Origin of the sequence: Desulfosporosinus nitroreducens (assembly GCF_023897015.1) — a bacterium.
GTDB classification, from domain to species: domain Bacteria; phylum Bacillota; class Desulfitobacteriia; order Desulfitobacteriales; family Desulfitobacteriaceae; genus Desulfosporosinus; species Desulfosporosinus nitroreducens.
The window spans coordinates 248,127-271,726 of record NZ_JAMHFY010000002.1 but is presented as its reverse complement, the minus strand read 5'-3'; the positions used below and the strand labels follow the sequence as shown (position 1 = coordinate 271,726).

Sequence of the window (23,600 nt, the reverse complement as noted above, 5' to 3'; positions counted from 1 at the left end):
TCGCTATAGATTTTGAAAAATCCTGCTTTGTTGGTCCGAATGTTAAAAATAGTGTACAATATCATTAAGAGAGGGGTCAACATTTGTGGATAAGGATATCGTGTTTTTTGATGTGGAGACATTGAACTCGGAGCTTGAAAGTGATAAATTCATTGAATTTGCTGCACTTCGAGTTCGTAACGGACAGATTCACGAATCATGTCGTTATCTTTTACAACCAGACCAAGGAGTAACCGGTAAATGGCATACGGATCTTCAAATAGAGAAACTTGGTAATGAGTTGCCATTATCTAGTGATCACCAAGAAATCATGAATTTTCTTGGTGATGCAGTTTTAGTTGGTCATGAAATATCGGTCTGCCTCTCTATGCTTGAAAGGAAGTTAAACGTTCGTTTTCAGCAACCTTTATGGGATACATTAGACTTAAGCAAGGTTTTTTTCCCAACTATGCATCATTACCAACTGTCATACTTGGCTGATAAGCTTTCATTACCATTAAAAGATGAAACACTGCATCTGTCGGAAGAAAAGGCCTGGTTAACTTGGAAACTTTTTGAAGCATGCTGGAAAAAAGGCATGAAGTTCGATTTGAGTTTTTTTGATCATGCCAAAGGCTTTATGGCGGAATGGGTAGGTAAAGATTTTATTGAACAATTGCATAAAGAAATTATTAGGTCCTTTCCTGACCGCCCAATCCGTACGGATCAAGTTCTTACCCCTTTTACAGACGAGGGCCTGTTTGCCGCCGAAAAGATAGCGACAAGTATTCCGGAATCTATAGACTGGGTTGTAGACAATTTTTCTCCAGGAGGGAACCTCGAACAAAATTTACCAAGTTATGAAAGCAGACCGGGTCAAGTGAAGATGGCAAGATTAATAGCGAAAGGGCTTTCTTCTTCACAGCACGTTGTTGTTGAAGCTGGTACAGGGACAGGAAAATCATTTGCTTATTTGATTCCAAGCCTATGGTCAGCTAAAAAAACCGGTCAAAAAGTCGTTGTAGCGACCCATACAATTCCACTTCAGGAACAACTTCAGAAAAAGGATATTCCGATTTTAGAAGCGGTGTTGCCGTTTTCGTTTAGAACCTCTGTACTAAAGGGGAAAAGTAATTATTGTTGCCTCAAAAAATGGCAAGGGTGCTTAGTTAATCGAGAAATATTAGGCAACCAACAAAAACTGGCAGTATTAAGTATCCTAGTTTGGTTAAGAGAAACCTTAACGGGGGACATCCAAGAACTTTCGAAAGTTCCTGGACTCATGGAACTTTGGCCAAATATAAGTGCGGATAATGAAACCTGTATTCCGGGAAGGTGCTCGAAAGCTGGAGTTTGCTTCTTGCTTAGAGCTAGAAAAAAAGCTGAAGAGTCTGATGTTCTGATTGTGAATCATTCGCTCCTTTTCTCGGATCTAAAAACAGATTATAATGTCTTGCCTGAATATCATCAATTAGTGATTGATGAGGCCCATCAGATCTATCAAACGGCACTGCAACACCTCGGTTCGGAACTAAGTGTAGAAAATGTTACACGAATTATTGATAATATATATCGGCCAACCGGAATAAATTTTTATGGGGCAGTCAAACAACGTCTGCAGTCACTTGCAAGCAGTGTGCCATCTGTACCTTGGGAGATATTTACTAAACGGTTGGAGGGAATTCCTGAAACTTGTGCAAATGTCTTAGAACAGATGAAGGAATTATTCGAGTTGTTGTCGATGATTCTAGGAATGGAGCGAACGTTCCGATTTGTTGCCCAACATACAGTTAAACCTTGGTGGGCAGGACTTAGCGTTCAGATCGAAAACTTAGTGGGAAGACTCAAAGGCCTGCTTACCGTCCTCGAAAGTTTAACAAGCGTCTTAAGTGGAGATGACGCAGATGAGATCGAGGAATTAAAATATACCTTAAATAGTCATCAGAGAGACTTACAATCATTTGTAGACACTCTTATACTGGCGATAAATGTAAATAATCCCAAACAAGTAACCTGGCTTGAACAATCTTCTAGACTGTATTTAAAGACTTCACCAATTGAAGTTAGTGAAATTCTAAGAGAAAAGATATTTTCTCGTCTCGATTCCGTCATTTTGACGTCAGCCACCTTAAGCATCTCAAATTCATTTGAACATTTTCTTCAAGATATTGGATTGCCAAAGTCTACTTTAACTGCACAGGTTGATTCCCCCTTTGACTATGAGCGACAGATGCAATTTATCGTAGTTAAAAAAGGCATGAACTTTCAAAATACTGATGGGGAAAAGGCTATAGAACTTGCTGAGTTTATTGCTGAAGTTGCAGGGCGAATGAATGGTCGGACGATGGTTCTATTTACTGCCCACAGTATGCTCCGGCAAACGTATGAGTATTTGAGTCCTTTACTGGCTAAGGATGGAATCGAATCCTTGGCTCAAGGAATACAAGGTGAGCGCAGCACGCTGCTTGAAGCTTTTAAGAGGAATCCTAAGAGTGTTCTTTTGGGGGCTAACAGCTTTTGGGAGGGAATTGATATCCCCGGCGATACATTATCTTGTGTCATTTTAGTTAAGCTTCCATTTTGGCCTCCTTCGTTGCCATTAATTGAGGCTCGCTCAGAGTATCTAAAATCTCAAGGACGAGATCCTTTCCATGAACTCCTCTTGCCTGAAGCTGTTATTCGCTTTAAACAAGGATTCGGGCGTCTGATTCGGTCTAAGGGGGATCGAGGGGTCGTCATCTTACTGGATGATCGGGTCATTGAAAAATATTACGGAAGATTCTTTTTAGGTTCATTGCCAATAAGGACCCATATTCGAGGAGAGAATGCACTCGTATTTCGAAAAATCGAGGAATATACCAGGGATTTAAGTGAAGAGCTTTTATAATCGTCCTAAAAATGATAAACTAGAGTAAATCAAGAGGAGGAGGTCAATTTTTAGGTGAAACAATATCCCATTTCCCGTGATGGTTGGTTGTATCTTGCGATATTAGCAGGGCTAACGGCTTTAGCCTATTGGGTTTGGCCGTGGCTTATTATTTTACCAGGAATTCTGTTTTTATTTGTTTTATTTTTTTTCCGAAACCCGGAAAGACAAGTGCCTATTGACGAATTAACGTTAGTTTCCCCTGCAGACGGGGTAGTTATGGATGTAGAAAGGGTCTATGAGGACCAATTCTTTAACGGAGAAAGCATCCGTGTTCGAATCTTCTTAAGCGTTTTTAATGTCCATGTTAACCGCAGTCCAATGGCTGGAGAAGTTGTTTTTCGTGCCTATCGCCCGGGTAAAATGATTCCTGCCTTTAAAAGCCATGCTTCAGAGCTAAATGAAAAAAACTTTGTGGGAATTGAAAATAGTCACTTGAAAATTTTAGTGACACAAGTGACAGGATTTATTGCTCGTCGCATAGTGTGCTGGGTTGATAAAGGAGACGTCATGACCAAAGGGGAAAGATTTGGCTTGATTAAGTTTGGATCATGTACAGAAATTTTTGTGCCTACTAATGTTGAAATAATGGTTAAGCAAGGAGACAAGGTGCGAGGAGGACTAACTATAGTTGGGAAGGTGAGCGTGGAATGAGGAAAAATCCGATTACTGCACGCATGATCCCAAGTATCTTCACCTTGGCAAATTTGCTGTTTGGTTTCCTGGCACTGATCTGGGTTATTGAAGGGCAGTACACTTTAGCAGCAGCTATGATTGTGCTTTCTGTTCTTATGGATAGTTTGGACGGAAAGGTAGCCCGCAGACTTTCTGTGAGCTCTGATTTTGGTAAAGAACTTGATTCTCTAAGTGACTTGGTTTCTTTTGGGGTGGCACCTGCTATTCTTACTTACCAAGCAATCTTGTATCCTCAGCCAGATTACGTAAGGTATACCGGGTTAGGTATTGCTGCAGTTTTTGCTTTATGCGGTGCTGTACGTTTAGCTCGTTTTAACATGCTTAATATTACGACTTATTTTGTTGGCGTACCGATTACTTTCGCTGGTGGTTTTATGGCTCTGTTAATGTTTTTCCGAACTATGTTGCCATGGTATATTTATTTAGGCAGTATGTTTATTTTGGCTTTTTTAATGGTTTCGACATTTAAGGTGGCGAAGTTGGGAAAATAGAGGGGACTTGTGTGACACAGCGCTCGATGCTTACGACGCAGAGCAAACTAACCGTTTAAGCTCGTTTCTCTAGGGAGCGGGCGGAATACGGGTGAGTGTTCCGCCAGATGAGCTGGCAGTTTGCTATGCCGTCCATGGCTCACCCTGCACTAGGCACGTCCTGTGCCGTCGTCCGACGACCATGGATGGGTGTCTAGTGCCCCTGTAGCCATTGACGGCGAGATGGGGCCTTGGCTCACTGGTGGCAGTGTACATCCGACGTCCATGGATGGACTAGTGTCCCCGGAGCTAAGGATGGCGGGAGGGGACCTTGTACACTGCCCCGTATCTGGGGTCGCTTAAACGGAAGTTTGCTTTTCTGCTTACGTAAAGACGTCGCGCTCGTGTCACACTGCGTCCTGGGCTTTTGGGGCATTGGAACGGGGTGACGTTGCTGGGGAGAAGGCACATTTCATGTGCGCCTTCCGGCATGGGTCTTGGTGTTCATGACCTGTATCTGGAAATAACAAGCTATAAATAACGAATCTCTCAAGAGTAGAGAAGGTATTTACCTTCTCTACTCTTTTTTTCACCCTTGTAACGCTTCAGGCATATAGTATGGCACGGGAACTGAATGTTTAGGGGGGACATATTAATGGAAAATCAACAAATAAGTTGGAATAGCGTGGGATTACGTATGGTGCAAGGCTTAACGACAACGATTGATGCAGTTCGTCAACTAGATGTTCAGGAAGCTTCTTTAGTCATGAGGTTGTTAGGAAAGAGTTGTACCCGCATGATTAAAGAGGGTGTAGGGCATCAATTCGGAATTGCCTTGATAGAAACCAGTGCCCAATTAGCTATGAAAGAGAAGCTAGTTTTGGAAGACGTCCTAAAAGTTATAACCGGTATTATTGGACGGCTTTATTTTACAGCAAATACAGAGGAGGAGCGTTTACTTGTTGCTCAACTCGAAGAGGCAGTAAAGAATTACCAATCCGTTTAGAAGGTCATTCCCCGCTTTGTCTGCATACATTACCACTAAGTAATGGATATTAAAAGGGATGCAAAGGAGGAAGGAGACTATGCGAATTTATTATGTTCGGTTGCCGGAGTTCGTGCTTAATGTATTAAGAAAAGTTTTTGGCTAAAGTGGTCTGAAATTTACTTTTCCCTCCTAGAATATATAGTAGAGACAAGCAAGGAGGGAAATTATGCGTCAAAGTCGTTATGTATGGTTAATTGGGATATCACTCTTATGTCTAATGACAATAGTCGTCTTGAAAACACCTCAAGCAGTGATATCGACTCTAGCGGATCCACACTACGGGAATTCTCAAAGGACAACAATCCAACAGTTCTGGAAGTATATGGATTTGCGCCAAATTGACTTAGCTCGTGATCTGGTAAGTTTACCAAAGGGTTCTGCGGATGAAAGTGAGTTTAAGGTTTGGGAGACCTTAATGAACAAGGATCCAATGCTGTCATTACAAAAAGTGGAGTTTATGAATCCTGACTTGGACAGTTCGCAAGATATCATTGTGCGTGTTTCATGGACATCGTCGTTAGAAAAAGTTCAGCAGGCAACATTTTCCATGAGTCTGGCTAAAACTGAAAAGGGTTGGCAAATTCAAGGAATTAAGCAAATCAACGATCTCTCGTATATTGGGGGGGATCAAGATGGAGGGTCGGTTTAGACCTTATACCGGTATGAGTTCAAGTACTCAAGTGAGTAAAGCACCTTTACGCTTATTTGTGGGTATTGTCTACTTAGTTATTGGGTTAATTTTATATCTGTTTGCCAACTGAACTTTAGGCTTTGAAGGAAATAGTTTGAAACACGGTGTACCTCATTGGGGTAAACCGTGTTTCTTGCAGTATAAGTTTGAGATAGATAAATTCATAACGAAAACTTGTTGAGGTATTAGTTAGAACACTGACCAGATTAAAGAATAAGTACAAGACATTGCATAGTTTATCGAATAATGGTTTAAACTGAGGCTGAAATAGGTTTACTTTGGAGCGTGCTTAAATACACTCAGAAATGTGTTTTAGGTCACACTTAAGCGATGGCTGGCATGTTAATCTATGATCATAAAGAAGGAGGTTATTTCAATGGCAGACGTTAAAAAAGAGGCTCCTGAGATGGAGTGCGATCATTGTGGTACTACAAGCGAATTAGCGCCTATTTTGACTTATGCTCATCAAGGTGAAGAAAAACATGTATGTACGCGTTGTTTGCCAATGCTCATTCATGGTTAGGAGTTGAGTAGATGCGCTTTACACTAGATATGAAATTAAAAGACATAATGTCCTCCAATCCAAAAACAGCAGAAGCAATGCAGGAATTAGGATTACACTGTCTGGGGTGTGCTTTTTCAGTCAATGAAACCCTGGCCAATGCAGCCCAAATGCATAATTTAGATCCTAATGTTTTGTTGGAAAAAGTAAATTCTGTGGAACAAGGCGAGATGTCGGCGGAGGCTGCTGCAAAAGCTCAACCAGCGGGAGGGATTTTGCAAATGGATAAGAAAACTTATTCAATTGCTCCTCATATACCGGCTGGTGTTGCCACTCCGGAAATCCTGCGTAAGATAGCTGATGTCTCTGAAAAATATCATGCTCAAGCAATTAAGGTGACTTCTGCTCAGCGTATTGCTATCGTTGGACTAAAACCCGAGGATGTCCCTAAAATCTGGGATGAACTTGGCATGGACCCTGGACATGCTGTCGGATTATGTGTGCGAAGTGTAAAAGTTTGCCCAGGCGATACTTTTTGTAAAAGAGGTCTGCAAGAAACGCTATCTCTAGGGATGGAAATTGACAAACGTTATCATGGTATGCAGTTACCCTCTAAATTTAAGATCGGGGTTGCTGGTTGTCCCAATAAATGTACAGACTCAGCTTCGGTCGATTTAGGATTGATGGGTACTAGCAAAGGATATCATTTGTATGTAGGCGGAAATGGCGGAGTTAAGCCAAGACCGGGTAATATCCTTTTGGAAAATTTGCAGAGAGAGCAAGTATTGTCAGTCATGGATGCGGTCATTTCGTATTATAAAGAAAATGCCAAGCCTCAAGAACGGATTGGTCGTCTCATTGACCGAATCGGAATAGATGGACTGCGTGAATTTGCGGAGCAAACAAAACACTAAGACAATCAAAACGCGGATGCATTGCCATCCGCGTTTTGATTGTCTTAACCTCTTAATCTACATTCGGTCTATTTTAATTATTCGACATGTATAGCATCTGTCGGACAGCCGTCAGCAGCATCTTTGGCGGCTGACTCAACTTCACTTGGAACAGGGTTAGTATAGGCTACGGCTAATCCGTCATCTTCCATCTTAAAAACCTCAGGGCAAAATTCCGGACAAGCTCCACAACCAATACAAGCATCTTTGTCGACTGCAGCTATCATAATATCATCCTCCTTTACCTTCTTAAGTATCATTCGCCCATAGTATAACCACAAATAACAATAAACTTAACATGAAATACACTTTATTTTTAATGTTTCTTTGCAATTCATGTATTTGATTAAAGGAAATCTCTATTATACCCAGCAGTTTGATAAATCTCGATTGTGTTAGTATTAATTCGCTAATCTTATGTCAGTCAATAACTTGAATGGAAAATGATGGTAGATTTTGCGATAAATAAAAATACCATAAATATCCAAATAAACCCTTTGAAGTTAGGTCGCATCTCACTTTTAAGCGGAAATTAGTGTTGACTTATTATTTGCGATTTCGACATCAACCATAGCGTATAATAAAAGCACCGGAGAGATGCAAACGTAAATTATGACTCTAATGCTGGACCGGAATACATTTAAGGCGGGATGATTTTAAGAATGAGTAAGAAAATAAAAATAATTGTTGCCGATGATAATCGTAATTTATGTCAAATGCTACAAAACTATCTCCAAGGCCAAGAAGATTTAATCGTTGTTGGAGTTGCAAATAATGGTTTAGAAGCGTGGGAACTTATTCAAAGTCAGGAACCGGACTTAATTATTCTTGATTTAGTGATGCCTAATTTGGATGGATTAGGTGTATTAGAAAGAATCAACTCGCGTACAACTATAAATCGACCTAAAATAATCATGCTAACAGCCTTTGGACAGGAATCACTTACTCATCAAGCAATGATGCTGGGTGTCGACTATTTTATACTTAAACCGTTTGATTTAGATATTCTCAGTAAACGTATTCGATCTTTAACTCAAGACATACCTTCATCCCAGCCTAACCATAATTCCTCTGCTTCACCAATTGTTGTTTCAACCGTTGGAAGCGGGTTGAACCTGTGTGTGGAAGTGACGACGATGATGCATCAAATTGGGATTCCAGCTCATGTAAAAGGATACCAATATATTAGAGACGCTATTCTGATGGTAGTTGAAGATGTTTCATTGCTAGGTGCGGTAACCAAAGAGCTATACCCAAGCATTGCCAAGAAATTCGATACTGCTCCCAGCAGAGTAGAACGTGGTATTCGCCACGCGATAGAGTTGGCATGGGAACGTGGACATACTGATACCTTGAAGAGAATTTTCGGATATTCAATGAATATAGAGCGACAAAAGCCCACTAACTCAGAATTTATAGCTTTGTTAGCTGACAAGTTGAGAGTTATGAGCAAGGTTAGCTAGAAATAGAAAAGACTTGAATAATTCAATTATAAAAGCATCTCCTTTTACCTTTAGGGCAAAAGAGAGGTGCTTTTGATTTTGTAATTAAATCTTACAATTAACTATTAAAGTGTTGTTGAAATGCAATTTTATTGATAGACTAATCATTAAAGTAACGCTAATTACTTTAATCCAAACTTTATTTTTTCAGTAGATATAAAGCATAAAAAGGAGCCGGTTTTTTTGAAGGGAAAACTCATAGTCATAGAAGCAGGAGATGGCAGTGGCAAGGCGACGCAAACAAAATTATTGTTTGATAAACTATCCCTGAATAATTATAACGTTAAGCATGTAGAATTTCCTGATTATCAGAGCGAGTCCTCTGCTCTTATCAAAATGTATTTGAATGGGGAATTTGGCAATAATCCGAACGATGTCAATCCCTATGCAGCGTCCACTTTCTATGCTACTGATAGATATGCTTCCTATAAAAAAAAGTGGGGAGACTTCTATCAGAGTGGCGGCATCATTTTAGCCGACAGGTACACCACATCCAATATGGTTCATCAGGCGGCTAAAATAATCAACCCTGACGAACGGGACGAATATCTCAATTGGTTATGGGACTTGGAGTTCGTAAAGTTCAAACTTCCAGTACCTGATTGCGTAATTTTCCTCGATATGCATCCACAATACAGTCAGATCCTACTAAACAACAGATCTAACAAATTTGGCGACGGTGAGAAGGACATACATGAAAGGAATTATGATTACTTAGTTCACTCATATAACAATGCTACTCAGATCAGAGCATCATTTGGCTGGGAAATGGTTAATTGCGTACATAATGGACAGTTGCGAAGTAAGGAAGATATTCACAGGGACATTTATGAAATTGTAACAAAAGTCATCCATGGCGAAGATTAAGGAGGAAAAAGGATGCTAAAGGGTAAAGGACGTTGGTATTTGGTTATTGCTGTTTTGTTAGCAGTAGCTTTAATCCTGTCTGGATGTGGACCGAATGCTGCACTGACAAATGGGGATAAACCAAACGGTGCAACTCCTGTTGATGGTGGAACATTTCGTTTTGGGATGATTTCAAGTCCTTCAGCTTTGGAACCTGCCTTTTTAGAAGAAATTAATGGCATTCAAATTGGCAAAGAACTATATGACGGACTTGTAAAATACGATCCTTCTTCTTTAGAAGTAATGCCCGGTATAGCGGAAAAATGGGATTATTCTGCGGATAAGAAAGTTATTAAATTTCATATTCGCGATGACGTTAAATTTCATGATGGAACTGCAGTAAAAGCTCAGGATGTTTTAGATGTCTGGAATCGTTTAGCTGCCAAAGACACGCTTTCCCCCGTTGCCTTCCCACTTGAACCTATTGTTGGATTCGCTGAAGTGAATAGTGGAGAAGCCAAGACAATTTCAGGACTAAAAAAGATTGATGACTTTACGATTGAAGTGACTTTAAGAGACAAGAATGCAGCTTTTCTCACCTCTTTAGGGCACCCGGCAGTCAGTATTTATAAGATAGAGTCTGCGCTAAAGGCGGGTAAAGATTTTGGTAGGCCTGTCGCCACTCCCGAAACTTTAATTGGAACAGGAGCCTTCAAGTTTGTAAAATGGAATTCCGATCAAGACGTAACAATAGAGAAGTTTGATGATTATTATGGAACCAAGGCTCATGTCGATAGAGTCGTCTATAAAATTTTTAATGATGAATCGACGGCTTTAAATGAGTTTCGTGCCGGAAACTTGGATTATGTAGACATGTTGCCTCCGGGTCAAAGAAAATCTATTATCAAGGAATTCCCTGATCAAGCCATTAATCAAACCACTTTAACTACACAGTTTATCGGATTTAACCTGAATAAGGCGCCGTTTAAGGATAATGTCAACTTACGCAAAGCAATTGCCTATGCTCTTGATCCCCAGAGTATTATTGATACTGTACTCGAGGGAGACTCAACTATGTCCAACGGACCATTGCCTTCAACAATGCCAGGCTATGATAAAGATCTAAAAGCACCAAAATTTGACCCTGCTAAAGCTAAAGAATATTTAGCTTTAGCAGGGTACCCTGATGGTAAAGGCCTCGCACCAATCCAGTATGCCTACAACTTTAATCAAGAAAATCAAAAAATTGCAGAAGCTTTCCAAGGCCAATTGAAAGAGATTGGAATTCAAATCGAGTTAAGAAACATGGAATGGGGCTCCTACGTTAAAGCTATGCAGTCAGGCGAAAATCAAATGTTTCGCGTCAACTGGGTTGCGGATTATCCGGATCCAGCTAATTTTCTTAACATTCTTTATTCCAAATCCCAATGGGGGATGAATAATGTTATTTTTTATTCTGACCCAGTAGTTGAAAGTCTACTGACTCAAGGCTTAGAGGAAACTGACACAACCCAACGTATGGATATCTACAAAAGGATCCAAGAATTAGTCGTAGAAGATCAGCCTGCCGTTTGGACATTTAACCCTAACTATCTGCGTTTGTTCGGAAAGAAAGTTCATGACCTGACCATTAGTGCTTTAGACCATAAAGATATGCGTACAGTCTGGTTATCCAAGTAACTTTGGTTCAATTAATATTGGAGTTTATGCTTACTGATGCATAAACTCCAATTTAATGTACGACTATTCGAGTAAATTGTTTAATTTTTAGGAGGAAGGTAATTTGTGATACGTTTTGTCATTCGGCGTATTTTTCAATTGATACCTGTTATCTTAGGGATATCAATGTTAACTTTTTGGATGATGTCTTTTGTCCCTGGAGATCCGGTAGCATTAATGTTAGGTCAACATATTTCTCCTCAAACCATGGAAAGTGTTCGCCAGGAATTGGGATTAGATTTGCCCTTTTTAACTCGTTATCTAAATTACCTTTGGAATGTCCTTCATGGAGATTTTGGTCGATCCTACATACAACATCAAGAGGTTTCCCAGATGCTCTTAGATAAAATCCCTGTTACCTTTTGTTTAGCAGTGGTAGCCTCAGCGATTGCGATAACATTTGGTTTACTTATTGGAGTATTGTCCGCAGTTAGGCAATACAGTTTTTGGGATACTTTTACTACCTTTTTTACGTTAATAGGTCTCTCGTTGCCAACTTTCTGGTTGGGGATGGTCTTACAATTAGTATTTGGCGTTATTTTTCGGATATTGCCGATCAGTGGTTCTGGTGGTGAAGGGTTTCATCTTCAATACTATATCTTGCCCGGATTTGCACTAGGTTTTGCGTCAATGGCAATGTATGCCGGGCTGACTCGCTCTAGCATGTTAGAAGTTTTAGGTGAGGATTATATTCGTACTGCTCGTGCTAAAGGTCTTTCTAAACAGGTCGTTGTTTTCAAACATGGAATGAAAAATGCTCTTATTCCAGTGTCCACGCATGCAGGCATGGATTTTGCGAGCTTAATGGGTGGCACGATTTTAATTGAGACAATTTTTTCGCTTCCTGGAATTGGATACATGCTTTTTAATGCCATCTCCAGAAGAGATTATCCTGTTGTCCAAGGGGTTACGCTCTTTCTAGCCCTCGTTTTTGTGGTTATAAACTTGCTTGTAGATATTTCCTATGCATTTTTAAATCCGCGGATTCGATATGATTAACGGCTAAGGAGGTAAGAAAATGTCAACTAATTCAGATGCCGATAAAACCTTGGAATTATATGAGACATCCTCACTTTTCTTGGAAATGTGGGTTCGCCTGAAAAGAAATAGGCGTGCGATATTCGGCCTTTTCCTGGTTGTTTTCTTGATACTGGTTGCCTTATTTGCCAATGTTATTGCCCCCTATGATCCTGTACAGATTGCTTTGAAAGATTCACTAAAAGAACCCAACTTGGCTCACTTAATGGGTACAGATGTTCTTGGGCGGGATATTTTTAGCAGAATTATATACGGAGCTAGGGCGTCATTAATCATCGGGGTGGTGGCTACAAGTATTTCCGTAGTCATAGGAGTCATCATTGGTGCTTTTTCAGGCTATTATGGGGGATGGCTTGATTCACTAATGATGAGAATTACGGATATTTTCTCAGCATTTCCATTTTTCCTTTTGGCAATTGCAATCATGACTTTTTTAGGACCAAGCTTGCTTAATATCTTCTTTGCCTTAGGTATAGTGGGATGGACAAATTATGCGCGACTTGTCCGTGGACAAGTTATCTTGGTTAAGGAAAGTAAATATATAGAAGCAGCTCGCTCTATCGGGGCAAAAGACAGACGAATTATTTTAAGACATATCCTTCCCAACGCTATAGCACCAGTGATTGTTTACACTGCCCTGAATATCGGAGGAGTTATTTTAGCTGAGGCAGGATTGAGCTTCTTAGGCCTTGGAGTTCGGCCTCCTGCGCCAAGTTGGGGATCCATGCTGGCAGAAGGCAAAGACTTCATTTTTAATGCTTCGTGGCTGGTTGTTTGGCCCGGTGTAGCCATTTTTTTAACTGTACTAGGTTATAATTTATTAGGTGACGGGTTGCGTAATGCTCTGGATCCGCGCTTGAACCTTAGGAGGATAAAGTAATGGATCAAGAATTGTTACTCCGTGTTAAAGAGCTTAGAACAAATTTTCACACGGATGCCGGGGTTATAAAGGCTGCAGATGGCGTGAACCTTGAGATTCGAATTGGAGAGACTCTTGGAGTTGTAGGTGAATCGGGTTCAGGAAAAAGTGTTACGGCCATGTCTATTATGCGTCTGATTCCTATGCCTCCAGGTAAAATCGTAAGTGGAGAAGTGATGTTTGATGGCAAAGATTTGCTCAAGGCTTCGGAGGATGAATTAATGAGGATCCGTGGCAATGATATTGCTATGATTTTCCAGGACCCAATGACATCCTTAAATCCAGTACTTACTGTTGGAGAGCAAATAATGGAAGCTATTATGCTTCATCAGAAAGCAGGACGTACGGAGGCAAAAAAAAAGGCTGTCGAAATGTTAAAAAGGGTTGGTATTCCTGAAGCGGAAGTACGCATAGACAATTATCCGCATCAATTTAGTGGTGGTATGCGACAACGTGTTATGATCGCTATGGCTCTATCCTGTAATCCAAAACTTCTTATTGCTGACGAGCCAACAACAGCGCTCGATGTGACTATTCAGGCTCAGATTTTAGATTTGATGAATGACTTGAAAAGGGAATCTGGTACAGCCATTATGTTGATTACCCACGATCTAGGGATTGTCGCAGAATTGTGCCAAAAAGTGTTAGTAATGTATGCTGGAAATACGGTCGAATACACTGATGCTGTTTCTTTATTTACCAAGCCTATGCATCCGTATACATGGGGATTGCTAGGTTCGTTGCCAAAACTTGATGTGTGGGCAAAGCAACGTCTGGAACCTATTCAAGGGCAACCCCCTGATCTGCGCAATTTACCGCAGGGGTGTAATTTTGCACAGCGATGTAATCAAAAAAAGCCCATTTGTGAACAACAAAAACCGACCTGGCTCGAGATTGAGGCAGGGCATTTCGTAAGCTGCTTTTTATATAAAGAAGAGGGTAAACGACATGATTGAAACTAAAAAAACGACTGAAACCCTGTTAAAGGTTGAGAATCTAAAGAAATATTTTCCTGTCAAGAAGGGAATAGCAGTTCAGCGGTATGTAGGTGATCTTAAAGCAGTTGACGGAGTTTCTTTCGAAATTCGTCGCGGGGAAACACTAGGATTAGTTGGAGAAAGCGGATGTGGAAAATCCACTATTGGGCGGGTAATCTTAAGATTACTGGAACCAAGCAAAGGAAAGGTCATTTTCGAGGGAAAGGTTCTGAATGAGCTTTCCCATGAAGAGATGCGCAAGATGCGCAGTCAGATGCAAATGATATTCCAAGATTCATATGCTTCTTTGAATCCTCGCATGCGAGTGGGGGATATCATTGCAGAACCTATTTTGATTCAGGGAGTTTCGAATCGTGCCGAGCGTGAGAAACGTGTTTGTAAGATCTTAGATGTTGTAGGCTTAAGTCCTTATCACGGAGCACGTTATCCACATGAATTTTCGGGAGGACAACGACAGCGGATTGGAATCGCTAGAGCTTTAGCGCTTAACCCAAAGTTGATTATCTGCGACGAACCAGTATCCGCATTAGATTTATCGATTCAAGCACAGTTGATTAACTTACTTGAAGATTTACAAAAAGAGTATCATTTGACGTATTTATTTATTGCACATGACTTATCAGTAGTTAAACATATTAGTAACCGCGTTGCAGTTATGTATTTGGGTAAGATTGCAGAACTTGCAAATTCAGAGGAACTCTATAAAAATCCTCAACATCCTTATACAATCGCTTTATTATCAGCTATTCCTGTTCCAGATCCGACCGTTAAAAAAGATCGCATAATTCTTAAAGGCGATGTTCCCAGCCCAGTTAATCCACCTTCGGGCTGTCGATTCCATACGCGTTGCCCTAAGGTACAAACTATTTGCAAGGAGCAGGATCCGAATTTTAGAGATATTGGAAACGATCATTTCGTAGCTTGTCATTTTATTTAAGATTACTGAGCGAAGGGCTGTAATATAAATGAATAATATTTACAACAAAAGCCACAACAATAGTTGTGGCTAATTTTATCATGGTGCGCCCGGCGGGATTTGAACCTGCGACCTCCGGCTTCGGAAACCGTCACTCTATCCACTGAGCTACGAGCGCTTATAAGAGGCACTTCAATACTTTATCCAATTATGAGTATTTTGTCAAGCTAAATAGCAGGATCCATTGAATGCAATATTCTCTTTATGATATAGTAAAAGCTAAGTTAGCTTTGGATTTGTTTCTTAAAAGACTCTACTGTATAATTTAAAAGATAACAATGCACTGTTACAGGTGAAGAACGGGGGTTCCTATTGCTGAGACGTTTTCGTGACTATTTTACATGGTATTTGTTTAAGCACTTTTTTGGAATCGTAATTGGTTCAACTATTGTAAGCGTAAGTATCAATACATTAATTATTCCCAATGAAATAGCTGATGGCGGAGTCACAGGGATCTCGATAATTCTGCATTACTTATTTGGTTGGCCAGTTAGTTGGGCTGTTCTCCTTTTAAATCTGCCACTTTTTTTTCTCGGACTGCGTATGGTGGGGAGAGATTTTTTAGTGTTCAGTATTGTAGGTGTGGGAGTTCTCTCAGCGACGCTTTCTCTGACTACACATCTGCCCGCATTAACTAATGATACGTTGTTGGCCGCGATATCTGGCGGAGTTCTTACTGGAATCGGAATGGGTCTCATTTTCCGATCCAGAGGATCGCTTGGCGGAACTGACATATTAGCAGTATTGCTTACTAGAACTACCTCTTTTAGCGTTGGACAAATCCTGCTTGGTATTGATGCAGTTATCTTTCTGGGCGCAGCCATTTTGTTTGGCCCAGAAATGGCTATGTATGCCATGATTTATATGTTTATTGCTACACGGGTTGTGGATCTTGTTCAAGAGGGCTTAAGTGTATCCAAGTCAGTTTTGGTGGTAACTGCTCAGCCTCAGAGAATTGCTGAGGAGATCATCGATAAGCTTGAGCGAGGGGTAACACTTTTTCAAGCAATCGGCGCTTTCTCGGGTGAAGCTAAGCAAGTTGTTTATTGCGTTATTAACCGTTCAGAACTGTCTCAAATAAAGGAAATTGTTCGTGATCAGGATCCTCAAGCTTTTGTAGCTATTTCCGAAGTGCCTGAAGTTGTAGGGGAAGGTTTTTCTTCGTGGAAGGGACACTGAGAAGCGATCTAATGATTAGAGATAATATAAAATAGTGTTTGAGGATAGAGATCTGCTTTTGAATCATTTTAGGGCACTTTGAAACGAGGGATTGAGATTGTTTAGTCAGCGCAAAAGAGGCCAGAGAAGTCGCTGGAAGACAGTATTCTTACTTTTCTTGGTTATTGTTTTTATGTTCACTCTGGGGCCCTTCGTTTGGCGTATGCAACAACTAAAACACGCAAAAAGTGTTTATGATGTTCAGAGGGTTCAAGAGGAACTGCATTGGATAGAGAAGAATGCAGCCTTGTTAAAAAATCTGGCAATTGTCAAAGATACAAACCTGTGGTTGGCGCTTAATGTGGGAAGTAAGGACATAGACGAATCCAAGTTGGCGTCATATCAAGACAGAAAACATCAATTTTGGTTATACCTGTTTTATTTGCAAGAGGGAAAATTAAGCTCAGCTCAGAACGTGTTGGCTAAGATGAGTGACAGCAGTCTTATATCACTGGGGAAAGGTCTGATGTCCATCTCAAAGGGGGATGCTCAGCAATCACAACGTTTACTGACAGATACTAATATGGACTGGAAGACATTATCGATCGATGAGCAGACCCTTAGGCATTTAACCTTAGCGCAAGCAGCCATAATTGGGGGAGATCTTCACACTGCACAAACAGAGCTCAAAGCAGCTCAACAGTTAAATCCGGATAATCCTGCATGCCTGTCTATGGCATTTAATGTCGCAATAGAAGAAGCGCAATGGTCGAAAGCTCTTGAGCTTAGTCAATTAATCGATGCTCAAATATGGCGCCCTGCTAATACGTTATTTGAGACTAAAAAAGCTATCCTTGGTATTTATCAAGACGACAAATTGATTCTGTCTAATAGCCTGGCCTCTCTAAAAGGCCTACCCCAGGGGGATGCATGCATAACCTATGTGAATGGAATTCGCGTTTTGGAAGAAGGGAAGTTAGAAGAGGGTAAGGATTTACTGGAACGGTCAATAAAAGATGGAATTGAGGGTCAATTAAATGTTGATGCCCAAAAAGCCCTTGATCAAATCAATGAGCGACTAAAAGCGGATCAAAGTCTTCGCGCCGCAGTGGCTGAAACCAATGAACAATGGTAGTCAGGCGGGCAGTTACTTGGCAGGGAGAGCCTCTTCTTTCAAATTACTTTCAGGTGGCCAGGTACTGCTTGATTGAGATAATAATTTTCCCACAGGAAGTAAAGTATTCCCCTTGCTTTTAAGGCTCTGAATCACGGTAGGTAAGGCTTCAATCGTATCAGGAGCAGAGTCGGAGGCGTGAAATAGAATTATATCTCCAGGTTTAGCTCCTGTACCTGGACGAGGGCCATTAAGCACATTGTTAACGACGGCACTTGGGCCGGGACGCTTCCAGTCAAGAGAATCAACACTCCATTGAATCACACGATATCCCAGTTCATCGGCTGTAGCTATAACCTTATTATTATAGGCTCCATTAGGGGTGCGAATCAGTCGTATTTTTTGACCTGTAATTTTTTCTAGGACTTGCTGGGCACTGGTAATCTCTTTTCTTATTTCTTCTGCCCCTAAAGTGTTGAGATCGATATGACGGTTTCCATGCGAACCGATTTCATGCCCTTCAACTATCATTTTGCGCACTAATTCTTGATGCTTTTCAGCCCAGGGACTGGAAAGGAAAAACGTTGCTTGAATTTCTTCTTTCCTAAGAATGTCTAGTATGGGTTCCGCCGTCTTCTCTCCCCAACTAATATCGAAGGTTAGACCAATAGCTTTGGTGTTAACGTTGACTGAGTAGATCGGTTTTAATTTTCCAGAGAAAACAGATGTAACATTTTCACGGTAAGCAAGCATGACGAATAAAAGAATTCCCCAGAGAGCAACATTTCGCCATGAGGGACGTTTGAAAATAATAATTCGCATTTGGCACTCCTCCTTCGACTAAAAGATATTCATACAATAGCAAGATCATGAGAAGTAAAACAAAAAAACGCCTGTAAAGGCGTTTTAAAACTGCTAGTCAGACTTATATTCCGCTATGCGACTTCATTGATGAATGGAAAAGTATTTTTCCAGAGCAGAAAGTATTGAGTGTAACTAAGGTTAAAGCTGGTGTCTTAAAAGTTCAGCGTTAGCCAATTTTGTAAATTTACGTTAGGGAAAAATCCAGTATGTTCTAGCGTTGAATAAATCGCTTACCTGACTGGATCAAATCTACTCTAAACAATAATTTAAGGAAAATATGAAGGACAACGAATGAAACCGCTATAAAAACAAGAATACGTACTACAAAAAATGTTACAGCAAATACCAAAGAAAACACTTTACTTAAGACCAAGGCTGAGACATATAGTCCCAGAATGAGAATGACTAATTTGAGGGCAACCATCCAGTAATTTGAAGACTGTGCAGGACGATAAGTATTCAAGCCAAACACTCCCTTCTGAGCTTAAGATTATCATATTTCGACTTTTATGTCTAGATTACAAGCTAGTTCACCCTAAAGTATTTCTTATACAAGGCATCTCAGCTGTCACAATTTTTGCCATCATGTCACATTCCAAAGCTGCCGTACTCTGCTAAAACATTTGTTTGGACCTTGGATTTCACATATTTAAAACTTATATCTTTATAATATGCCCAATAAATCCCCTCGTGCATATGATGGAACAGACACGGAGGGATTTATATGTACGATGCTGACTTATACATCTGGCGTAACCTTATGGAAGATGGAACAGAGTGTCTTGGAGATGAGCAATATCTTAAAGCAGAAAAATATTATATTCAGGGCTTATTAAAGGCCTACGAATTAACCGTCCCAGAAATTGTGGCCTTTACCCTGCGACTTCTAGCGACGGTAAGAGTGCGCCTGGGGAATTTGGAGTTTGCTGAAGAAGGGTTTAAAGAAGCTTTACGCATTTGCCAAGAGATTCAGAATTCTAAAGGAATGGCTGAAGCCTGGGCTGGTTTGGCAAGTATCTCAGTTAAAAAGAGAATGCTTCCGAAAGCGGTTGAAGAGTACGAACAAGCAATAGCTGTTTACCCTAAATCATCCCCCCAGCTCAGGCTCGGAATGCTTTATGCTGACATGGGTCAAGTTTATACCGCTCTTGAAAAATGGACTAGCGCCAAGAACTCATATGCAAAGGCAGTAGAACTTTGTCGCTTGCATGGTTTCCCAAAAGGAGAGGCAGAGTTGGATGTTCTTTCCGGAGAATTATGCTTTAGACTTGGGCAGAAAACTGAAGCTCTAGGAAACTTAAAACATGCCTGTCAACTATTTGCCCAACTGCAGGATATGGTCGCTTTATCGACGACACTTCAATATTTGGCTTTACTTTACTTTGACCAAAATGAAATGCGTTTAGCCCTTGAAAGTCAACAAAGAGCAGTTAGTCTCTGTTTAAAGTTTGACACCAAGGAGGTTTTCAGTGAAAGCTGTTATTTTCTTAGCAAAATTGAACAAAACTTAGAGGATTACCAAGAAGCAAGATATTATCTTGAATTATCGGTTCATTTTTATCCTGAGCAAACTATAGATCTTGCTATACGCTATCAAAATTTAGGAAGCTTACTATTTCTTTCAATGGATTTTACAAAATCTGAAATATACTATTTAAAGGCACGAAATCTCTTTGAATTGTATCACGATGACCAGCGCAAAAGTGAAGTTTATGAAGCATTGGCTCTCCTAAAAGGGTTGCGTGAGCAAAAGGAAGGTCCGCTAAACACCCAAGATATGCCGGAAGACAGATCTAAACTCCATAGGGAGTTTACCTTGGAGGCCTTAATACATTTAGCAGAGTTTTATGAAAAACGCCATAATGATCGCGACGCCTTGGAGTGCTACTGGAAGGCTTTGAAAAGGGGGCGTGATGCTGAGGTGGCAACGGATTGGATAGAATACAGGGTGCAACAGGTTTCAAAACGTCTTCGCAAGAAGAAGTAATTTCCAAAATCTTATAAAAGTAGCTTTATTAATTATCGCAATTCAGTTAGAATAACAATATAGAAGTTGCTTCTAAAAGGAGACGGGGGGATATTCGATATGCGAGAGGAAGATTCGATACTTCTCGAGTGCTTGGAAGATGTGTATCACACCTTTGAAAAGGCCTTAAAGAAGGCTAATCAGGTTCGTTCGATCCATGTCCAGAAATTTGAGCAACTCCTTGTTGAGATAAGAAGCGAGCGAAGGATTTTTGAAGATATTTCTATTCCAGCTCGACTTATCGTTGAGCAACTCTTAGAATCTCAATTCAGAGTTGGACAGGTTGCGATAGAAGCAGAACGGCTTAAGCAAACGTTTGCTAGTGTAGCCTATGTTAAGGTTGAGGAATTTGGTAAAATTTGTATGAAGATAGGGGAACTAGAGGTCTCTTGGCGAGATGGGAACTACTCATATTATCTGTATCCTGACAAAGTAGAGCTAAGAGCAACTGATGAGAAGTCATCAATTAAGTTGTTTTTTTCCATAGCTTTTAATCGTCAATCAGTGGAGCGGTTTCCGGAAATCCTTATTTCTCCTAATGTTGTTTATATCCATCCACAACTCGAAAAATGGATACGGAAGGTGCAATAATGTCAAATCTTTCTCAAGGATTGGTACAAATTTATACTGGGAATGGCAAAGGGAAAACTACAGCAGCATTTGGCTTGGCGTTACGGGCTGTTGGCCATGGTTTTCGGGTTTTCATTATTCAATTTATGAAAGGAAACGATGGCTATGGTGAGCTAGATGGCATAAAACGTTTAAGTCCTGAATGTCAACTTGAACATTATGGGGGAGCAGGATGGGTTCACAAGGGAGAAAATCTCGAAGAAAACATCGTTGAAGCGAAAAAAGCTTTCTCGAGAGCTCAAGAAATTGTCTTCTCAGGGAATTGGGATATTGTCATTCTGGATGAGATCCTTAATGCAATTTGGTTTGAACTGATTCCAGAAAGTGAAGTTATGGAACTATTGACCAAGAAACCGTCTCATGTAGAATTGATCTTGACTGGTCGAAATGCTTCAGAGGACATGATTGAAAAAGCGGATTTAGTAACAGAAATGGTGGACAAGAAACATCCCTATGATAAAGGCATCATGTCACGTCAAGGAATTGAGTTTTAAAAACATCTCTTAGGAGGTGTTTTTTTCATGATCATACACAAATGATTTCAATGACTTATCTTCTTCGACGGGGCATATACTTAAGTATTATCCCAACAAGTCTTGCTGTTGTTAGAGAAGGGAGGGCTACTATGGAAGTCATTAAATGGTTGCGGGAATATCGCGAAGTAGAGGCTGCACTGGCTTGGAGTGGCACTTTTGCTGATTATTTGCAAATGGTTACTAAAAACTCTAAATTAGCGCTACATGCCCATGCTCGAATCTATGAGATGATCAAAGCGGCCGGGGTTGAAACAGTTGGGGACTCGAAAAAGTACAGTTTTTTTGACAAAGAGCTTTTTGGGTTGGATAAGACCTTAGAGAGGCTGATTGAAGAGTATTTTCATAGTGCAGCCAAGCGGTTAGATGTCCGCAAACGGATCTTACTTTTAATGGGACCAGTAAGTGGCGGGAAATCAACAATCGTAAGCCTACTGAAAAGAGGACTTGAAGACTATACAAGAACTGAGGAAGGAGCAGTTTATGCCATTGATGGATGTCCTATGCATGAAGATCCCCTGCATTTGTTGCCAGTATCTTTACGTCAACAATTTGAAGATACGTACGGGATTCGTATCGAAGGGAATTTATGCCCCGTATGCCGCTTGCGTTTGGATGAGGAGTTTGTCGGTGAAACAGAACGCTTTCCAGTAAAAAGAATATTATTTTCAGAAGAGCAACGGGTTGGAGTTGGAACGTTTACCCCATCAGACCCCAAGTCTCAAGACATAGCAGACCTAACCGGCAGTATTGACTTTTCTTCTATCACGGAATATGGATCAGAATCCGATCCTCGTGCTTATCGTTTCGACGGAGAGCTGAATAAGGCAAACAGAGGTTTGATGGAATTCCAGGAAATGCTTAAATCAGATGAAAAGTTTCTCTGGAATCTTTTAAGTCTTTCTCAAGAAGGAAATTTTAAAGCGGGGCGCTTTGCTTTAATTTCAGCAGATGAGTTGGTAATCGCACATACAAACGAAAATGAATATCGGGCTTTTATCGGGAATAAGAAGAATGAGGCGCTGCAATCCAGAATTATTGTTATGCATATTCCTTACAATCTGCGAGTTAGTGATGAAATTAAGATTTATGAAAAATTAATAAGTCAAAGTGACATTAGAAATGTGCACCTGGCTCCACACAGTCTTTGGGCAACCTCAGTCTTTAGTGTACTTTCACGGCTAAAGCCCTCGAAAAAACAAGGCATGGATCTGGTGAAGAAGTTGCGTATTTATGACGGAGAAGATGTGGAAGGATTTAATCAAAAGGATATTAAAGAATTAACTATGGAGGGAGAAGAACTGGGCGAAGGCATGAGTGGCGTTGATCCGCGTTATGTCATCAACCGAATTTCGACAGCCTTAATTCGAGATGAACATAAATGCATTAATGCACTAGATATCTTAAGAGCTTTAAAAGACGGCTTATCTCAGCATACATCGATCATGAAGGAGGAAAAGGAGAATCTTCTAAATCTGATCTCAGTTGCGAGACGGGAATATGACGAAATGGCTAAGAAAGAAGTACAGAAGGCATTCGTCTATGCATATGAAGAATCTGCAAAGTCGCTCTTAAATAATTATTTGGATAATGTAGAAGCGTTCTGTAATTCTACAAAAATTTATGACTCAATAACTAGTGAAGAATTAGCACCTGACGAGCAACTAATGAGAAGCATTGAAGAACAAATTGGGGTTTCAGAAAATGCCAAGAAAACCTTCCGAGAGGAAATACTGATTCGAATTTCAATGTATGCTCGAAAGGGAAAAACTTTCGGATATGAGTCGCATGAACGTTTAAAAGAAGCGATTGAGAAAAAATTGTTTGCGGATCTTAAGGATATTGTCAAGATCACAACCTCTGTCGCTCATCCTGATCAGGAGCAATTGAGAAGAATCAACAATGTTATGGATCGACTTGTCAAAGAGCATGGATACTGCCCAATCTGTGCCAACGAGATAGTGAAGTATGTAGGGGCCCTCCTTAACCGATAGAGAGGACAGGGATTTAGT

At 40.5% G+C, this 23,600-nt stretch carries 23 protein-coding genes and 1 tRNA gene; 20 read left to right on the top strand and 4 right to left on the bottom strand.

Annotated elements, in window-relative coordinates; translation table 11 throughout:
* The first annotated feature begins 85 nt into the window (after window positions 1–85).
* The 7 genes from M8E35_RS03450 (at window position 86) to M8E35_RS03420 (ending at window position 7,226) form a co-directional block, all read left to right on the top strand.
* Complete coding sequence (locus M8E35_RS03450; protein WP_252467363.1) at window positions 86–2,866, top strand: helicase C-terminal domain-containing protein; 2,781 nt, start codon at window positions 86–88, stop codon at window positions 2,864–2,866.
* Between the two features lie 54 nt (window positions 2,867–2,920).
* A complete protein-coding gene (locus tag M8E35_RS03445; protein ID WP_252467362.1) occupies window positions 2,921–3,559 on the top strand; it encodes a phosphatidylserine decarboxylase family protein in 639 nt (212 codons plus the stop codon).
* On the top strand, window positions 3,556–4,092 hold the full coding sequence (gene pssA, locus M8E35_RS03440) for a CDP-diacylglycerol--serine O-phosphatidyltransferase (protein ID WP_073029295.1): 537 nt from the start codon (window positions 3,556–3,558) through the stop codon (window positions 4,090–4,092). The genes M8E35_RS03445 and pssA overlap by 4 nt, the downstream gene beginning before the upstream one ends.
* A 634-nt stretch (window positions 4,093–4,726) precedes the next feature.
* Window positions 4,727–5,077 (top strand): recombinase, encoded by a 351-nt coding sequence (locus M8E35_RS03435; RefSeq protein ID WP_252467361.1) that lies wholly within the window; start codon window positions 4,727–4,729, stop codon window positions 5,075–5,077.
* A gap of 208 nt (window positions 5,078–5,285) precedes the next feature.
* Entirely contained in the window at window positions 5,286–5,768 is a 483-nt protein-coding gene (locus tag M8E35_RS03430; RefSeq protein WP_252467359.1) for a hypothetical protein, read from the top strand.
* Between the two features lie 418 nt (window positions 5,769–6,186).
* Window positions 6,187–6,333 carry a hypothetical protein gene (locus M8E35_RS03425; protein ID WP_252467357.1) on the top strand — a complete coding sequence of 49 codons (147 nt, stop codon included), beginning with the start codon at window positions 6,187–6,189 and terminating at the stop codon, window positions 6,331–6,333.
* Window positions 6,334–6,344: 11 nt separating this feature from the next.
* Window positions 6,345–7,226, top strand: coding sequence for a ferredoxin-like domain-containing protein (locus M8E35_RS03420; RefSeq protein WP_252467355.1), 882 nt, complete (start codon window positions 6,345–6,347; stop codon window positions 7,224–7,226).
* Between the two features lie 77 nt (window positions 7,227–7,303).
* On the opposite strand, the gene M8E35_RS03415 is transcribed toward M8E35_RS03420, so the two are convergent.
* Window positions 7,304–7,492, bottom strand: a complete 189-nt coding sequence (locus M8E35_RS03415) for a ferredoxin (protein WP_229248212.1) — start codon at window positions 7,490–7,492, stop codon at window positions 7,304–7,306.
* 435 nt (window positions 7,493–7,927) lie between these two features.
* Between M8E35_RS03415 and spo0A the strand changes: the two genes are divergently transcribed.
* The 7 genes from spo0A to M8E35_RS03380 all read left to right on the top strand — a co-directional run bounded on the left by spo0A (window position 7,928) and on the right by M8E35_RS03380 (window position 15,224).
* Window positions 7,928–8,728 (top strand): sporulation transcription factor Spo0A, encoded by an 801-nt coding sequence (spo0A, locus tag M8E35_RS03410; protein ID WP_073029290.1) that lies wholly within the window; start codon window positions 7,928–7,930, stop codon window positions 8,726–8,728.
* A 222-nt stretch (window positions 8,729–8,950) separates the two neighbouring features.
* Entirely contained in the window at window positions 8,951–9,634 is a 684-nt protein-coding gene (locus M8E35_RS03405; protein WP_252467353.1) for a dTMP kinase, read from the top strand.
* A gap of 12 nt (window positions 9,635–9,646) precedes the next feature.
* Entirely contained in the window at window positions 9,647–11,293 is a 1,647-nt protein-coding gene (locus M8E35_RS03400) for a peptide ABC transporter substrate-binding protein (RefSeq protein WP_252467352.1), read from the top strand.
* Between the two features lie 105 nt (window positions 11,294–11,398).
* Complete coding sequence (locus tag M8E35_RS03395; RefSeq protein WP_252467351.1) at window positions 11,399–12,331, top strand: ABC transporter permease; 933 nt, start codon at window positions 11,399–11,401, stop codon at window positions 12,329–12,331.
* 19 nt (window positions 12,332–12,350) lie between these two features.
* Complete coding sequence (nikC, locus tag M8E35_RS03390; RefSeq protein ID WP_252467350.1) at window positions 12,351–13,250, top strand: nickel transporter permease; 900 nt, start codon at window positions 12,351–12,353, stop codon at window positions 13,248–13,250.
* Window positions 13,250–14,245: an ABC transporter ATP-binding protein gene (locus M8E35_RS03385; protein ID WP_252467349.1), complete on the top strand. Its 996-nt coding sequence runs from the start codon at window positions 13,250–13,252 to the stop codon at window positions 14,243–14,245. The genes nikC and M8E35_RS03385 overlap by 1 nt, the downstream gene beginning before the upstream one ends.
* A complete protein-coding gene (locus tag M8E35_RS03380; RefSeq protein WP_252467348.1) occupies window positions 14,238–15,224 on the top strand; it encodes an ABC transporter ATP-binding protein in 987 nt (328 codons plus the stop codon). The genes M8E35_RS03385 and M8E35_RS03380 overlap by 8 nt, the downstream gene beginning before the upstream one ends.
* Before the next feature lie 81 nt (window positions 15,225–15,305).
* Here M8E35_RS03380 and M8E35_RS03375 read toward each other — a convergent pair.
* Window positions 15,306–15,381 (bottom strand) — tRNA-Arg (locus tag M8E35_RS03375).
* Window positions 15,382–15,575: 194 nt separating this feature from the next.
* Here M8E35_RS03375 and M8E35_RS03370 point away from each other — a divergent pair.
* A complete protein-coding gene (locus M8E35_RS03370) occupies window positions 15,576–16,442 on the top strand; it encodes a YitT family protein (RefSeq protein ID WP_073029283.1) in 867 nt (288 codons plus the stop codon).
* Window positions 16,443–16,539: 97 nt separating this feature from the next.
* Window positions 16,540–17,556 carry a hypothetical protein gene (locus M8E35_RS03365; protein ID WP_252467347.1) on the top strand — a complete coding sequence of 339 codons (1,017 nt, stop codon included), beginning with the start codon at window positions 16,540–16,542 and terminating at the stop codon, window positions 17,554–17,556.
* Between the two features lie 12 nt (window positions 17,557–17,568).
* On the opposite strand, the gene M8E35_RS03360 is transcribed toward M8E35_RS03365, so the two are convergent.
* Together M8E35_RS03360 and M8E35_RS03355 are read right to left on the bottom strand one after the other, a co-directional pair.
* Window positions 17,569–18,357 (bottom strand): polysaccharide deacetylase family protein, encoded by a 789-nt coding sequence (locus M8E35_RS03360; RefSeq protein ID WP_252467346.1) that lies wholly within the window; start codon window positions 18,355–18,357, stop codon window positions 17,569–17,571.
* 253 nt (window positions 18,358–18,610) lie between these two features.
* Window positions 18,611–18,871 carry a hypothetical protein gene (locus tag M8E35_RS03355; RefSeq protein ID WP_373887413.1) on the bottom strand — a complete coding sequence of 87 codons (261 nt, stop codon included), beginning with the start codon at window positions 18,869–18,871 and terminating at the stop codon, window positions 18,611–18,613.
* A 252-nt stretch (window positions 18,872–19,123) separates the two neighbouring features.
* Between M8E35_RS03355 and M8E35_RS03350 the strand changes: the two genes are divergently transcribed.
* The 4 genes from M8E35_RS03350 (at window position 19,124) to M8E35_RS03335 (ending at window position 23,582) form a co-directional block, all read left to right on the top strand.
* Window positions 19,124–20,386, top strand: a complete 1,263-nt coding sequence (locus M8E35_RS03350; protein WP_252467345.1) for a tetratricopeptide repeat protein — start codon at window positions 19,124–19,126, stop codon at window positions 20,384–20,386.
* Between the two features lie 99 nt (window positions 20,387–20,485).
* On the top strand, window positions 20,486–21,016 hold the full coding sequence (locus M8E35_RS03345) for a hypothetical protein (protein WP_252467344.1): 531 nt from the start codon (window positions 20,486–20,488) through the stop codon (window positions 21,014–21,016).
* Entirely contained in the window at window positions 21,016–21,549 is a 534-nt protein-coding gene (cobO, locus tag M8E35_RS03340; RefSeq protein ID WP_252467343.1) for a cob(I)yrinic acid a,c-diamide adenosyltransferase, read from the top strand. The genes M8E35_RS03345 and cobO overlap by 1 nt, the downstream gene beginning before the upstream one ends.
* 131 nt (window positions 21,550–21,680) lie before the next feature.
* Window positions 21,681–23,582, top strand: a complete 1,902-nt coding sequence (locus tag M8E35_RS03335; RefSeq protein ID WP_252467342.1) for a PrkA family serine protein kinase — start codon at window positions 21,681–21,683, stop codon at window positions 23,580–23,582.
* Window positions 23,583–23,600: the final 18 nt, after the last annotated feature.

Excerpts from the sequence above, each read along its gene's own strand:
- pssA (WP_073029295.1), top strand. The coding sequence starts at position 3,556 with ATGAGGAAAAATCCGATTACTGCACGCATGATCCCAAGTATCTTCACC.
- M8E35_RS03435 (WP_252467361.1), top strand. The coding sequence starts at position 4,727 with ATGGAAAATCAACAAATAAGTTGGAATAGCGTGGGATTACGTATGGTG.
- M8E35_RS03430 (WP_252467359.1), top strand. The coding sequence starts at position 5,286 with ATGCGTCAAAGTCGTTATGTATGGTTAATTGGGATATCACTCTTATGT.
- M8E35_RS03425 (WP_252467357.1), top strand. The coding sequence starts at position 6,187 with ATGGCAGACGTTAAAAAAGAGGCTCCTGAGATGGAGTGCGATCATTGT.
- M8E35_RS03420 (WP_252467355.1), top strand. The coding sequence starts at position 6,345 with ATGCGCTTTACACTAGATATGAAATTAAAAGACATAATGTCCTCCAAT.
- M8E35_RS03415 (WP_229248212.1), bottom strand. The coding sequence starts at position 7,492 with ATGATAGCTGCAGTCGACAAAGATGCTTGTATTGGTTGTGGAGCTTGT.
- spo0A (WP_073029290.1), top strand. The coding sequence starts at position 7,928 with ATGAGTAAGAAAATAAAAATAATTGTTGCCGATGATAATCGTAATTTA.
- M8E35_RS03400 (WP_252467352.1), top strand. The coding sequence starts at position 9,647 with ATGCTAAAGGGTAAAGGACGTTGGTATTTGGTTATTGCTGTTTTGTTA.
- nikC (WP_252467350.1), top strand. The coding sequence starts at position 12,351 with ATGTCAACTAATTCAGATGCCGATAAAACCTTGGAATTATATGAGACA.
- M8E35_RS03385 (WP_252467349.1), top strand. The coding sequence starts at position 13,250 with ATGGATCAAGAATTGTTACTCCGTGTTAAAGAGCTTAGAACAAATTTT.
- M8E35_RS03380 (WP_252467348.1), top strand. The coding sequence starts at position 14,238 with ATGATTGAAACTAAAAAAACGACTGAAACCCTGTTAAAGGTTGAGAAT.
- M8E35_RS03360 (WP_252467346.1), bottom strand. The coding sequence starts at position 18,357 with ATGCGAATTATTATTTTCAAACGTCCCTCATGGCGAAATGTTGCTCTC.
- M8E35_RS03350 (WP_252467345.1), top strand. The coding sequence starts at position 19,124 with ATGTACGATGCTGACTTATACATCTGGCGTAACCTTATGGAAGATGGA.
- M8E35_RS03345 (WP_252467344.1), top strand. The coding sequence starts at position 20,486 with ATGCGAGAGGAAGATTCGATACTTCTCGAGTGCTTGGAAGATGTGTAT.
- cobO (WP_252467343.1), top strand. The coding sequence starts at position 21,016 with ATGTCAAATCTTTCTCAAGGATTGGTACAAATTTATACTGGGAATGGC.
- M8E35_RS03335 (WP_252467342.1), top strand. The coding sequence starts at position 21,681 with ATGGAAGTCATTAAATGGTTGCGGGAATATCGCGAAGTAGAGGCTGCA.